General features: G+C 44.5%; 13 protein-coding genes. 10 read left to right on the top strand and 3 right to left on the bottom strand.

Going from position 1 to position 13628, the window contains the following annotated elements; all coding sequences use genetic code 11:
* Positions 1-4: 4 nt before the first annotated feature.
* The gene (gene hemC / locus ACO1NU_RS07965; RefSeq protein WP_448817948.1) at positions 5-1585 is read right to left on the bottom strand and encodes a hydroxymethylbilane synthase; all 1581 of its coding nucleotides are present in this window, start codon (positions 1583-1585) and stop codon (positions 5-7) included.
* 63 nt (positions 1586-1648) lie between these two features.
* Positions 1649-2875 (bottom strand): glutamyl-tRNA reductase, encoded by a 1227-nt coding sequence (gene hemA / locus ACO1NU_RS07960; RefSeq protein WP_448817947.1) that lies wholly within the window; start codon positions 2873-2875, stop codon positions 1649-1651.
* Positions 2876-3119: 244 nt separating this feature from the next.
* On the opposite strand from hemA, the gene ACO1NU_RS07955 reads away from it, so the two are divergent.
* The 8 genes from ACO1NU_RS07955 (at position 3120) to ACO1NU_RS07920 (ending at position 10438) form a co-directional block, all read left to right on the top strand.
* A complete protein-coding gene (locus ACO1NU_RS07955) occupies positions 3120-3944 on the top strand; it encodes an alpha/beta hydrolase family protein (RefSeq protein WP_448817946.1) in 825 nt (274 codons plus the stop codon).
* A gap of 106 nt (positions 3945-4050) precedes the next feature.
* On the top strand, positions 4051-4593 hold the full coding sequence (locus ACO1NU_RS07950; RefSeq protein ID WP_448817987.1) for an RNA polymerase sigma factor: 543 nt from the start codon (positions 4051-4053) through the stop codon (positions 4591-4593).
* A gap of 32 nt (positions 4594-4625) precedes the next feature.
* Positions 4626-5255: a hypothetical protein gene (locus ACO1NU_RS07945; RefSeq protein WP_448817945.1), complete on the top strand. Its 630-nt coding sequence runs from the start codon at positions 4626-4628 to the stop codon at positions 5253-5255.
* A gap of 7 nt (positions 5256-5262) precedes the next feature.
* Positions 5263-5691 carry a hypothetical protein gene (locus ACO1NU_RS07940; RefSeq protein WP_448817944.1) on the top strand — a complete coding sequence of 143 codons (429 nt, stop codon included), beginning with the start codon at positions 5263-5265 and terminating at the stop codon, positions 5689-5691.
* A 72-nt stretch (positions 5692-5763) separates the two neighbouring features.
* A complete protein-coding gene (locus ACO1NU_RS07935; RefSeq protein WP_448817943.1) occupies positions 5764-6963 on the top strand; it encodes an aspartate aminotransferase family protein in 1200 nt (399 codons plus the stop codon).
* Between the two features lie 159 nt (positions 6964-7122).
* Positions 7123-8517 carry a circularly permuted type 2 ATP-grasp protein gene (locus ACO1NU_RS07930; RefSeq protein WP_448817942.1) on the top strand — a complete coding sequence of 465 codons (1395 nt, stop codon included), beginning with the start codon at positions 7123-7125 and terminating at the stop codon, positions 8515-8517.
* Between the two features lie 15 nt (positions 8518-8532).
* Positions 8533-9468, top strand: coding sequence for an alpha-E domain-containing protein (locus ACO1NU_RS07925; RefSeq protein ID WP_448817941.1), 936 nt, complete (start codon positions 8533-8535; stop codon positions 9466-9468).
* A gap of 16 nt (positions 9469-9484) precedes the next feature.
* The gene (locus ACO1NU_RS07920) at positions 9485-10438 is read left to right on the top strand and encodes a transglutaminase family protein (RefSeq protein ID WP_448817940.1); all 954 of its coding nucleotides are present in this window, start codon (positions 9485-9487) and stop codon (positions 10436-10438) included.
* 19 nt (positions 10439-10457) lie between these two features.
* On the opposite strand, the gene ACO1NU_RS07915 is transcribed toward ACO1NU_RS07920, so the two are convergent.
* The gene (locus tag ACO1NU_RS07915) at positions 10458-11441 is read right to left on the bottom strand and encodes an acyl-ACP desaturase (RefSeq protein WP_448817939.1); all 984 of its coding nucleotides are present in this window, start codon (positions 11439-11441) and stop codon (positions 10458-10460) included.
* 308 nt (positions 11442-11749) lie between these two features.
* On the opposite strand from ACO1NU_RS07915, the gene ACO1NU_RS07910 reads away from it, so the two are divergent.
* Positions 11750-12880, top strand: coding sequence for a hypothetical protein (locus tag ACO1NU_RS07910; RefSeq protein ID WP_448817938.1), 1131 nt, complete (start codon positions 11750-11752; stop codon positions 12878-12880).
* Positions 12881-12890: 10 nt separating this feature from the next.
* Positions 12891-13433, top strand: a complete 543-nt coding sequence (locus ACO1NU_RS07905; RefSeq protein ID WP_448817937.1) for an acyltransferase — start codon at positions 12891-12893, stop codon at positions 13431-13433.
* The last annotated feature ends 195 nt before the right edge of the window (positions 13434-13628 follow it).

Here is a 13628-nt window from a genome sequence, read left to right as displayed (position 1 = left end):
ATGATTAAAGTCCGTACACAGCCTCAGCCAGACCGATTTCATCCGGTGAGTAAGGCAGCGTATAGTGTACGCCCATCTCGTCAAATTTCTTACCTGTAGATCTGCCTATGCAAATCACCTTTTGACCCGGCTCAAGTAAGTTACTCTCAAAATACGCCTCTACGTTTGATGGGCTTGTAAAAATTAAAACATCTGCAAGCGACTGCTCTACGTTCGTCTCCTGCACCGTTTCATATATCGGAAGATCGATGATCTTTGTTTGCTCTGACAACATCTGCTGCACAGTACGCAGGGAGCCTTTAGCACCCGGGAACAACACCTTGGTTCCGCTTGCGATCGTGGCAAATTCTTTAGCGATTTCAACAGTATCAATACCCTCGTCTTCACCGCTAAAATCAGGTATCCTGCCGAAGCGTCTTAGAGTCTCCTCAGAAGCACGACCCAGAACACCGAACTTGGTGCGCTTGGCAATCTGCGGATCAAGTTTAAAAAAGTACTCAATCGCATTCTTGCTGCTGAAGAAAATCCAGTCAAGATCACGGAGGATATAAGAATCAAGCTTGTTGATGATCGGGAAAGTCCGGATCAGTGATCGCCCTTCGATAGCGATACCATTCGCAGCCATTGCTTTATAGAAATAGCTGAATTCCGATATCTCACGTGTAATAAACACTTTCGACGGCAGACTACGTTCTTTGGAGAATTTCGCTACGATGCGTTCTGCAAGACCCTCAATACTATCGGCCTCTGTATATAACCTCGTTGGGAACATATCGCCCTCGTCGGCTTTCGCTGTCCAAACATGGTACTTTCCGTCTTCTTTACGGCAATAGCAACCCAAAGGCATATGACATCCTCCGTTGAAAAGGTTAAGGACCTTTCTTTCTACGGATATCACATCAGCTACTTCCTTGTTGTGGATGCGCTGAAGCAATTCATACAAGTCCTGATTACCTTCCCGAATCTGGATGGCCAGAACACCTTGCGCAGGCGCCGGAATAAGTTCGATAGGCTCAAGCTCTTCTACGTGAAACTCACTTAGATCAAGACCCAGACGTGCAACGCCGGCCTTTGCCAGGATGATCGCATCGTAATCTTCATCACGCAGCTTTTGAATCCTCGTAAGTACATTGCCCCGCAGGTCTTCTATCTCGAAATCCGGACGGAATGCAAGTAACTGCGACTTTCTGCGGTTAGATGAGGTTCCAACCATTCCGCCGAATTTCACAGAAAGCTTCTGCTTCACATCTACACAATCCTTCAGAATTAACAGAAGTTCATGCGGATCCTCGCGCTCAGAAACTGCCGCTATAATCAATCCTTCAGGATGTTGAGTTGGTAAATCTTTATGAGAATGGACAGCTATATCGATGGAGTTATCCAGAAGACCCTCCTCTAATTCCTTGGTAAAAAAGCCTTTACCTTCCAGCTTGTCTAAGCGGAGATTCAGAATTTTATCTCCCTGAGTTTTTATAATTTTCAGCTCGGCATCAACGCCAAGTTCCGAAAGTCTATCTTTTACGAAGTTTGCCTGCCAGAGAGCAAGCTCGCTCCCACGTGTTCCAATGATAAGTTTTCTATCCAAAATAAAATATAGCCTTTTTGCAAAAATAACGAATCTCGCATCTCATGCATAGGGTAGAGGAAATTAACTGTTATTAACGAGTATTTCCTTCGCCATAACCATAGGAACACTGATATATTTCTTCTCCATATAGTTAATAACCCGTTCCAGCACCTCCCGCGAATTTTCGTCCAACTGCTCAATATCTTCAGCAAAAACAGAATTCAGCGCCATACTCTTAATTTCCTTTATTTTCAGGGGCACTTCCCGCATAGCCAATTCAATACGACGCTGCTTTAGCAAGGGTCTGAATTCATCAATCGTCTGCTCAATAATCACCTCAGCATGAACCTGCTCCTGGTACCGTTCCTGCATGTTCCGGCTGGCAACTTCCTGAAGACTTTTCACTTCGATATAATGAACGGGATTTTTCTCTAATACCTCTGCATCTGTATCGTTCGGAATAGCCAGATCAACAATGACCTTTTTATCTGTCTCTCCATTAAGCAATGACTGATAAATGGTATTGGTAATGATCGGTTCCGTGGCGCTTGTACAGGTAATAATCACATCAAAACCTTTATTGTAGGTCTTCAGATCCTCAAGCTGATAGGCTTCACCCCTCAGGTCCTTCGCCAGTTCCTCCGCTTTCGCAAGCGTACGGTTAAAAACTGCAAAGTTTGAATATTTATGTTTTTGAAGATACTTCGATATCGTCTTGTTGGTTTCTCCCGCTCCTACGATAAGGATACGCGAATTGGAGCACATATTCAATTCTCTTAACTTACGGTAAGCTAAGGAGACCACAGATATCGGATTCTTTGAAATCTTCGTTTCTGTATAAACACGCTTGGCGGCTTTCACCACCTGGTTCATAATCATCCTCAAATAATCACCTGTAAAGCCGGCTTCCCTGCACATCTCGTATGACTTGCGCACCTGTGCAAGTATCTCCTTTTCGCCAACTACCAGGCTCTCCAGAGAGCATGAGATCCGAAGCAAATGATTAAGTGCTTCCTCATCTTCATACCATTTCACCCGGTTAACAAAGTCATCTACCTTATCTTGCTCAATACAAAAATCAAGAGAAAGGAAAAACTCCCTGATAAAGGCATGATTAATTTGCTGAGATGCGCAAAAGACAAACTCAACCCGGTTACATGTGCCGATGTAAAAAATTTCAGCAATGCCAAACTGTTGCTTAACAGCACTTAATCTGCTAACCAACGATTGATTACAGATTACCAATTTCCCTAAATCCTTAAGATCAATCTGCTGATGCGTAAATGCTAAAACTTTTAATTGTTTCAACTCTGAGTATGTTTAAAAAAAACCTCAACAAAGGTACCAATACACCAAAGCACCGCTGTCATTCCTTTGTCAAACACTACTATTTAGATTTTATATAAATAAGCTTAAGGTGTTAATTTGTAAACGAATATATTTAGAAAAAAACACTCCCGGCGCCGTTAATGCAGCTGTTCAAGACCTTGATTTAAAATTTTAAAAACTTATCTTCATTTACATAGATTACCCTCTCGAAACACTTCGCATCATGCATAGCAACAAGACACAAATCCCAGGCAGCGAAAAAAAGCCTGTATATATCGACTATTTACTTGCAAGCGTTCCAGACGCTCCCATGGCCATATTCGTGCACGGCTTCAAGGGATTTAAAGACTGGGGAACGCACCAGCTGGTAGCGGAATACTTTGTCGACGCGGGCTTTAGCTTTTTGAAGTTTAACTTTTCTCATAACGGGATGAGCCATGACCAGACGGACATATTTGATGATCTGGAATCATTCGCCAAAAATACATTCAGCAAAGAACTGTATGACCTGAACGAAGTGATCACCTATGCCAAAAGCGGACAAGACTTCCCTCCTCCTTCCAGTATTACCCTGGTGGGACATAGTCTCGGAGGGGGCATCAGCATCCTTCAAGCCAATAGCGACCTGCGTGTCAACAAGCTGGTAACCTGGGCTTCTATAAGCAACTTTAGGGGATTGTGGAATGCAGACTACGAAGACTATTGGAGGAAAGAAGGCGTGATATACATGTCAAATTCCAGAACCAACCAGCAGATGCCTCTTTACCTGGAAGTACTGACGGATCTGGAATCCAACGCCGCTAAGCTCGATATTCTGGAAGCTGCAGGTTCGCTAAAGCAACCCTGGCTCATTCTACACGGCGACGCCGATACCACCGTTACTGTGGAACAGGCAAAACTACTAAACCGCCAGCAGCCACATAGCTACCTGGTAGTACTTGAAAATGCTGACCACGTGTTCAATGCACGGCATCCCTGGACCGATGACTCATTGCCATCAGCCCTCAAACAAGCCTGCGATAGCACACTCTCTTTCATTAGAGGTTAAACAATTAAATTTTCTGAAATTAGCGTGCGCATTAAACCTCAGGCATTAACCTGAGTCGAAGATACAGCGGCTAATTTCCGGGCACTAAGCAACAAAAATGCAACAAATTGAAGACGCAGTAATACTCGAAAAATTCGCAAACGAGCGCACTAAAGAAGAGGCATTCACGCTGCTATTGAAGAAATATCAACAGAAAATATACTGGCATGTCAGAAGGCTGGTATTAAACCATGACGATGCGGATGACCTTGTTCAAGACGCCTTTATCAAGGTTTGGAAAAATCTGGGAACGTTCAGAAGTGACTCCCAGCTGTATACCTGGATCTACAGGATCGCGACGAATGAATGCCTTACATTTTTAAATAAAAAGAAGCAGCAAAACAACATTCCGCTGGATGAAGTCTCGTATGACCTTGCCGACTCACTTAAAGAAGGATCGTACTTTAATGGCAACCATGCAGAACTGAGACTCCAACAGGCATTACTCACACTGCCTGAAAAGCAGCGTCTGGTGTTCAACATGAAGTATTTCGACGACTTGAAATATGAAGAAATCTCCGAAATACTCGGCACGAGTGTTGGTGGCTTAAAAGCTTCCTTCCACCATGCAGTGAAAAAGATAGAAAGTTTTTTGTTAAATAAGGATTAAACCTTCATGTGTAGAATTAATCTTAAAAGTATATGGATGTAAATAACATGGACGAGGGATGGGAAAAGCAGTCACCGCTGCTTAACGCAGCAGGGAAGAGAAATCCGTTCAATGTACCCGACGGTTATTTTGATGAGATGCAACAGCAGATCACCAGCAGAATCGCGATTGAATCTGTAGTATCAAGTGATTTGAACCAGAACCTGAGTGTGCCTGAGGGTTATTTTGACACGCTTGAAGATCAGATCATGTCTTCCATCAAAGTGGAGAAACTCAGAAGCCTCACGAATGATGATGGTTTCACTGTACCTGAAGGTTACTTCAATTCATTGGAAGAGTCGATCAAACAAAAAGCCGGAATACAGGAGAAGCGGGAAGAAGCTAAGGTACGCAGTCTGATGCCTTCCTGGTTAAAGTATGCAGCTGCTGCATGTATCATGATTGCCAGTGCAACAGGTGTTTACTTCTACCAGAAATCCGATTCTATAGATGCCAAACTTGCTTACATCCCAGACGAGGCCATTGTTGATTACCTGCTCATTAACAGCGATTCAGGAGACATGCCTGTCATCATCGAGAACTTAAATAATACAACAAGCGTGGATTCGGCCATTGAACTATCCGATCAGGAAATTGAACAATATCTGGAGACAACACTTTAACACTGACATGAAACAATTATTATTCACCATATTGCTCGGCCTCTTTCTGGCAACAAGCACCTTTGCCCAACCAGGAGGACCTTCCAAGCACGAACGCATTGAAGCACTTAATGCTGAGTTCCTGACAAAGAGCCTCAACCTGAATAAAGAGGAAGCTCAAAGCTTTTGGCCTGTTTATAACAACTATCGCCAGGAGATGAACAAGCTTTTTCGTGAAAGACACCAGGCCCGCAAGACTGCCAAAGAACAAGGCAACACTTCTGCGGTAGACGGATTAAACTTTGAAACGCGTATGCTTGAAACCAAAAAACGCTACCTGACCCAATTTTATCAGGTATTACCTAAGAGTAAGGCAGAACAAGTGTATCCGGCCGAACGCGAATTCAGAGAGCACCTCATTAATCAGTTGAAGGAGAGGCGCGAGAAAAAAGACTAGTTGATTTAGTAGTTTTATTTTTTATAATAGTTTGAGCCTGCGGTTGTCCCGCGGGCTTTTGTATTTTTGTACATGTTAAGTTTACGTCAGTTATTTCTTCTAAATAACGCTCAAACATCCTTCACTCCGCGAATGCTTCACATTGAACGGGCTGAAGGAGTATATCTATACGGCCCCGATAATAAAGCTTATATCGACTTTGTCTCAGGATTTGCAGTAAGCAACGTCGGCCACCGCCATCCCAAAGTAGTGCAGGCCATCAAAGATCAGGTCGACCGCTATATGCATCTGGCCGTTTATGGAGAGTATATCCAGTCTCCTCAGGTGCTCTATGCAACGAAGATCACCTCGGTACTTCCGGAAAGCATCAACTCGGTTTATTTTGTTAACTCAGGAGCCGAAGCCACCGAAGGCGCTTTGAAGCTCGCCAAGAGATATACCGGAAGAAGCAAGATTATCTCATGCAACAGCGCCTATCATGGCAGTACCCATGGTGCATTGAGCGTAATGGGCAATGAATATTATAAAGAAGCCTATCGTCCTCTTTTACCGGATGTGCACTTCATCAACTTCAACGAGGAAGCCGACCTGCACACGATCGATGAGCAGACAGCCTGTGTGATCATGGAAACCATCCAGGGAGAAGCAGGTGTGCGTGTAGCTGACACTTCATACATGCAAGCTCTCCGAAAACGCTGTACGGAAACAGGAACACTGTTGATCTTTGATGAGATCCAAACCGGCTTTGGAAGAACAGGGAAACTTTTCGCCTTCGAGCATTATGATATAGCTCCCGATATTCTCTTGCTGGCAAAGGGAATAGGAGGTGGCATGCCGATCGGCGCCTTCTGCGCAAACCGTGATATCATGAGTGTGCTTGCAGACAATCCAATTCTTGGGCATATTACGACTTTCGGAGGTCACCCGGTATGCTGTGCTGCAGGTCTGGCTACCCTGAACGCCATTCTGGAAGAAAACATGATGGCTGGCGTGGACGAAAAAGAGGCCTTGCTCAGAAAAGAGCTTCAACACCCCGCTATAAAAGAGATTCGTGGAAAAGGATTGATGCTATGCATACAGCTTGACTCCTTCAAACAGGTTGAGGAGGTAAGTAAGCTCTGCATCGCTAATGGCGTAATCGTCGACTGGTTCCTTCACTGCGATACAGCGATCCGCATTGCCCCTCCCCTCATTACCACTGATGAAGAAATTATTAAAGCCTGCGAGGTGATTAAAAACGCACTAACAGAGTACAACAACAAGGCGAAATAAAACTATTTCACATTTTAGTGGACATTTCGCTTTGATTTATGCGTTTTCTATAAAAATATGCCAATTAATTTGATATTTTTATAGAAAACGCATAAATAACTAATGGGCGAACTGGACTTTTTAAATCATTATCCTCAAACTCCCAATACTTGGGACGAAATGTTCAGCTCTGACAATCAGATAAGGACCCCCTATCAGAAAGTAATTGAGTATTTATCCACGGAATCTGCTGAAGGACTGGCTAAAAAAGAAGATCTGGCCAAAAACCTGTTCATGAGCCAGGGTATTACCTTCACCGTGTATAACAGCGGCGAAGGAATTGAAAAGATATTTCCTTTTGATATCATTCCGCGTATTATTACCGCTCAGGACTGGAACTTTATTGAAAAAGGAATCAAGCAGCGTCTTAAAGCGTTAAACACCTTCCTGAAAGACATATACAGCAACATGTTCATCGTCAAAGATGGCATAGTGCCTGCGGATATCATCTATTCATGCCCGCATTTCCTGCGGGAGATGTACAAAGTGAAGGTCCCGTATGACATCTACGTCCACATTGCGGGCATAGACCTGATCCGCGACTTCGATGGGACGTTTTATGTGCTGGAAGATAATCTCCGCACACCATCGGGCGTGAGCTATATGCTTGAAAACCGCGAAATTACCAAGCGCCTCTTCCCCGACCTTCTGCCACAATGCAAAGTAAGAAGCGTCACCGAATACCCTGAGATTCTGTACAAGAACCTGAAGGCGATCTCGCCGAGGCAGATTTCAAACCCGACCATTGTATTGCTAAGTCCCGGAAGTTATAACTCGGCCTATTTCGAACATACTACGCTGGCCCGTCTTATGGGTGTAGAGCTCGTTGAAGGCCGTGACCTGCTGGTGGAGAACCAGACCGTTTACATGAAGACAACAAACGGCCGTCAACAGGTCGATGTGATCTATCGTCGTGTAGACGACGAATACCTGGATCCGCTCGTCTTTAATCCGGAAAGTATTCTGGGAGTAGCAGGTATCATGAGCGCGTATAAGAAAGGCAATGTGGCGATCGTTAACGCTGTCGGAAACGGCGTTGCAGATGATAAAGCCATCTATACCTACGTGCCGCAAATGATCCGGTATTACCTTAACGAAGAACCCCTGCTTAAAAACGTTCCTACTTACCAGCTCGGGAATCGGGAAGAAAAAGAATATGTATTCGCCAATTTGAACTCCATGGTTGTTAAACGCACCAATGGAAGCGGTGGCTATGGTATGCTGATGGGGCACGTTGCTTCGGATGAAGAGATTCACCAGTACAAGCAGGAGATCAATAAGGATCCCCGCCAGTTTATCGCTCAACCAACCATCAGTCTGTCAGCAGCGCCCTGCTTTATCAACAAAGCATTGCACCCTCGCCGTATTGACCTTCGCCCCTTCGCATTATGCGGCCCGGATGGCATTCAAATTGTACCGGGCGGACTGACGCGAGTTGCATTGAACGAAGGCTCCCTGGTAGTAAATAGCTCACAGGGTGGGGGCAGCAAAGACACCTGGGTATTGGCATCATAATTTAAAAACGTACATATGTTAAGCAGAGTTGCTTCGAACTTATATTGGTTGAGTCGCTATATGGAAAGGAGCGATGGTATTTTGCGCATTTTGAAGATCAACTATGCCTCTTCACAGGATGCCCTGAATGAATTTTCATGGCGCCCGGTCATTCGCATCTATAACAGTCCTGATGAAGCCGTCATCCGCAATATCGAGTTTAAAAGCCGCGATGTACTGCAATATATGATCACCGGAAAAGATAATCCGAACTCCATCATCAACATCATTACCCTTGCCCGGGAGAATGCCCGCAGCGTTCAGGATCATCTCACCAAAGATCTATGGCAGTGTCTCAACGAGTACTACCACCTGGTTAATGATAAGCGGCTCATCAGCTCCCTGAAAAAAGGAGACCCCGTGTCAGTACTCGATGAGCTTATCAAGCAAGTCATGCTATACTATGGCATCGGTGAAGTGACCATGGAACGTGGCGAGGGCCGCAGCTTCATGAATATAGGCAAGTATCTGGAGCGTAGCATACAATCCACCGACATACTCGACATCAAGTTTAACAAGGCCAACAGTGACCCCGATCTGCTCACAGGAACTACCTACCTGCGTTATCTGCTTCTCTCATTGGGAGCTTACGACTTGTATCTCAAAACCTACAGACAGGGATTTGATCCTGAAAACGTATTGGAACTGGTTGTTTTGAACAACGACTTTCCGCGATCGGTACTTTATTCTGTGAACAACATCTACCGCTATTTTGAGCGACTAAAACAGAATAATGACATCGTGGAATCAAAGGAATTGTCGTTCATGATCGGCAGGCTGCAGAGCACCATAAAATACAGCACCGTGGAAACAATCACCGACCAGGGATTGCATACTTACCTCGGTCAGGTCAAAAAAGATTTATACAGTATAGGCAATGCGCTCAATCAAAACTATTTCGCCTACGCTTAACCATTAAGTTTCGAAGATGCCAGAATTTAAGATAAAGCACCTGACACAGTACACCTACCAGGCGCCCGTAAGAGACAGTGCGAATCAGATTATCTTGTTTCCGATAAATGATGATTATCAGGAAGTTCAGACGCACGAGCTTTCTATTACAGGGGATCCTTCCGTTTACGTTTCAAAAGACTATTATGGAAATGAAGTAGGCAACTTCAGCTTCAGCAGTCCGCATACCGAACTGAGCATCTTATCCACAACAGTTGTCAACACCCGCAATAAGCCTTTGCCTAAAAATGATCTTCCCATCGATGTACAATGGCAACGCTTGCAAGCGTTAAAGAGCGATATCGGTTTCATTGATTTCCTCTGGCAGGAGCATATCGAAGGCTTAGAGGAATTGCAGCAGATCTTGAACGAACAGAATCACTATGCAAGCAGTCCGTACGAGATAGCCCTGAGATATTGCAAATACGTTTACGAGAACTTCAGCTACATTCCCGGAATCACCACTGTGGAAACAACAACAGATGTCATCTGGCAGCTAAAAGCGGGAGTATGTCAGGACTTTGCTCATATTCTTCTGGTGATGCTTCGAACCGCCACCATCCCAGCCCGTTATGTGAGCGGATACATCTGTCCCCATAAAAACGGTATGCGGGGTGAAGGTGCAACGCATGCATGGGTGGAAGCTTACCTGCCTGACTATGGATGGCTGGGACTCGATCCTACCAATAACTGCATCGCCAATGAAACACACGTGAGACTTGCGGTTGGAAGAAACTTCAGCGATTGCTCACCCGTGAAGGGCGTATACAAGGGTCTACCACAACACAAGCTGGAAGTGTCTGTAAGTGTCTCTTATGAAGATGATGAGGACTTCAAACTAGAGTTACCCAATATCGTCATTGAAAAGGCGATTGAAGATATATCCAATAACAGTTACAGACGTTACGAAGAGATGCAGCAACAGCAGTAGCTGATGACCGGGTAACTGATTATACAGAGTGTATCCAGCTGAACTGATAATCCAGCGACGGATTCTTCATTCGTTCTGCAATCCTGATCAGACGATCAGGCAGCTTCATCACGTAATCTCTTGCTTTTTCACCTTGTTCGTTGAGGCCTTTCAGGCTGGCCAGCTCCCACTCAGCTGTCAGCTGCTTCAATATATCCACATAATCAACTGCAGTGTACACACCCAAACGTTGTGCCGCGTCGGCAAAATGGGTAAACGTTTCGCCAGCCTTCTTACCCAGTTCACGAAGGAAATGAGCAGGCATGACAATCTTTTTCCGCATCATGTCTTCAAACGCGATCATCACCTCATTGGGATCAACCTTAATGATCTGGTAAATGAAATCAGTATAAGCTCTAGCGTGCCTTGCCTCATCAGCTGCAATCACACCGCACATTTTTGAAAGTAATGTATCGCCGTTCTTTTTCGCCTGAGATGCTACTCTCCGGTGAGAGATGTTGGTTGCGAGTTCCTGGAAGCTGGTGTAAATAAAATTGCGATAGGGGTCCTGATCCGTGCCAATGTCGAAACCATCAGCCAGGAGGTATTGTGTGGAAACTTCCAGCTGGCGCATGTTTACACGTCCCGACAAATAAAGATACTTGTTAAGGAGATCACCATGACGATTCTCTTCCGAGGTCCAGTGGCGAAGCCATTTCATCCAGCCCCCCTCTTCATCTTTCGAAACCCCGTCAACCATAGCCAACCAGGACTCATAGGTAGGCAAAGCCTCTTCAGTAATCGTATCGCCTATCAGAACCGCCACCAGATCATATGGAAGGCCTTCCGCACTTTGACGCAGTTCTTTAACTTTGTCAAAGAAATCGTCCTGAGTTGAATCAGGTAAAAAGTCAGACGGCTGCCAGATAGTTTCAACGGGTTTCAGATAATTGAACATATTATCCAGCATATACTTTTCGATATGCTGCATGACTTCTCTCCTTGCGCCAACGTTGATATCCATGGGGTCGTATTGTTATAGAGGTATTGTATTATAGACTGAGGTGTAAAGATAATAATAATAGATGTCTCAACACAGGTGTATATAACAGTCCGAAGTGGTAGAAGTTTCTTCGTACAGAAATTATTTCGGGTATAAGACGTAAAGCACACTGGCGTACTACCTGCCGACAAAAGAACTTTCCGGGCAACTAAAGCCTTGTCTATAGTCAGCAAGCATATCGTCATGAAATTTCACAATAGCTGACCAGATATTCCCGAAGAGGGGTTGACATACTGGATCTCTGGCGCAAAAGCTTTAAGATTGTTCCTATGGAGGCAACAGGTGCAAAGACAAGACTACTCTCTTTCCAACCATTTTCCCTCTATCGGAATGGCGGAGGAAGTCGGGTGCTCAGGCGTTTATATATGACGCATGAATCTGAGATTCATTCAATTGTGGTGGAAGACACACCCGGTAAAATACGATCTGGTGAGATACCTGAAACCTTTATCTATGCGACCCCTGTCCGCAAACCCTGGATGCGCTGGAAGATCAACGATGTAGCAATATGGTTGAGAGAACACTTTTTCAAAACCCGGACTGAAAAGAAGATTCGCGAAGCAGCAGCAGCGATACCATTCGAGATCGTACATATTGTCAGCCACGGACCGTTTTCTAATGCACTTTGCAAGAACGGCTTTCTAGAAAACAAAGATGTTTGGATTTCATTCCACGACCATTACTCAACGTGTAGCACCTATCGTGACGCAAAGACGCTGTGGCATACTGCAGACAGGAGATTTGTTATCTCCGAGGAACTAGGGAAAGAATACCAGCAGGCATTCGGAGCCTTGAAATATGAACTGATCACCGATGGAGTCAGTAAACATGAAGTTTCGGAACCAAAGATCCATACGAACGATCCTATAACCGTGTATTTTGCCGGACTACTTCACTGGGATTATATTCCATTGTTCAAAGTACTTGCTGACGCACTCGATCAATTAAGCCGTATCGAAACAGGAAGCCAATACAGATTAATTTTACGCGGTACCGAACCACTTACGTTCCTAAATAACCGGAATATCACTGTGGAATACAGAACAGACTTTGTTTCAGATGAGCAGGTTAAAGCCGAACTTGATGATGCTGACATACTATACTTACCCATCAAATTTAGTCAACGGGACTTTTTCCTATACAGCCTTTCTACCAAAATGATTAGTTATCTGGGAGCGAGAGGAGCTATTTTGTACCATGGACCCGAGGAAAGTGCTGCCTGCAAGTTGCTCCAAAAGACTCAATCCGGAGCTACCTGCACAAGTACAGATCCGGACGAAATGAGCAAGGAGATCAGCTCATTATCAAATCGAATACATGAATTCTCGACAAATGCAAAATCAGTCGTATCCGAAAAATTTGATCTAAAAAAGATCCAGGATAAGATTTGGAACCCCTAAACCTTTTCGCATGACTAGCCCCCGAGTATTCATTTCTGAGCTGCGGATCTACCTCTGCAACCACCTCATCTCCAAAATTCCAAGCCATACCATCCGACTTTGGATATATAAGCATATGATGAGATTTAAGATCGGAAGAAACACGTCTGTTCTGCTGAATTGTAGCTTCGATACTACTACCCAATTAGATATCGGAAACAACACCGTTATTAACTCCCGGTGCAGATTAGATAACCGGGGCGGCATTACCATCGGCAATAATGTGTCTATCTCCCAGGAAGTTGTAATCCTGACGGCTGATCACAATATGGACTGTCCCTTATTCGAAGGCCGGACGGAAGCAGTTATCATCTCAGATTATGTTTGGATAGGAACACGGGCCACCATCCTTCCCGGAGTGAGCATTGGAAAAGGGGCTGTCATCGCAGCAGGCGCAGTCGTCACTAAAGATGTAGCCAGCTACGCAGTTGTAGCAGGTGTTCCTGCAAAGGAAATTGGAACAAGAAATCCAGATCTACAGTATACCTTAAAATACAGACGACTATTTCATTAAGGCATCGTGGACTTAAGAGCAAGTCGATCGATCAGCACGAACTGTGGACTATCCGATTTTTGAGCAATAGAAGCTAAAGGCAAGAAAGCCGACAACAAGAGCACTTTACTAAATATATTCATTTGAGAATGGTTCCTTTCTGACTGTATACGCAATTATATGTCGCGATTTGTATATGTGTGTGTGATTTCCGCA

This window comes from Arcticibacter sp. (assembly GCF_053551015.1).
The sequence above is the reverse complement of the archived record's forward strand: the minus strand, read 5'-3'. Positions and strand labels throughout refer to the sequence as shown.

Coding starts and splice junctions, on each gene's coding strand:
- ACO1NU_RS07955 (WP_448817946.1), top strand. CDS start 3,120: ATGCATAGCAACAAGACACAAATCCCAGGCAGCGAAAAAAAGCCTGTA.
- ACO1NU_RS07945 (WP_448817945.1), top strand. CDS start 4,626: ATGGATGTAAATAACATGGACGAGGGATGGGAAAAGCAGTCACCGCTG.
- ACO1NU_RS07940 (WP_448817944.1), top strand. CDS start 5,263: ATGAAACAATTATTATTCACCATATTGCTCGGCCTCTTTCTGGCAACA.
- ACO1NU_RS07935 (WP_448817943.1), top strand. CDS start 5,764: ATGTTAAGTTTACGTCAGTTATTTCTTCTAAATAACGCTCAAACATCC.
- ACO1NU_RS07930 (WP_448817942.1), top strand. CDS start 7,123: ATGTTCAGCTCTGACAATCAGATAAGGACCCCCTATCAGAAAGTAATT.
- ACO1NU_RS07925 (WP_448817941.1), top strand. CDS start 8,533: ATGTTAAGCAGAGTTGCTTCGAACTTATATTGGTTGAGTCGCTATATG.
- ACO1NU_RS07920 (WP_448817940.1), top strand. CDS start 9,485: ATGCCAGAATTTAAGATAAAGCACCTGACACAGTACACCTACCAGGCG.
- ACO1NU_RS07915 (WP_448817939.1), bottom strand. CDS start 11,441: ATGGATATCAACGTTGGCGCAAGGAGAGAAGTCATGCAGCATATCGAA.
- ACO1NU_RS07910 (WP_448817938.1), top strand. CDS start 11,750: ATGGAGGCAACAGGTGCAAAGACAAGACTACTCTCTTTCCAACCATTT.
- ACO1NU_RS07905 (WP_448817937.1), top strand. CDS start 12,891: ATGACTAGCCCCCGAGTATTCATTTCTGAGCTGCGGATCTACCTCTGC.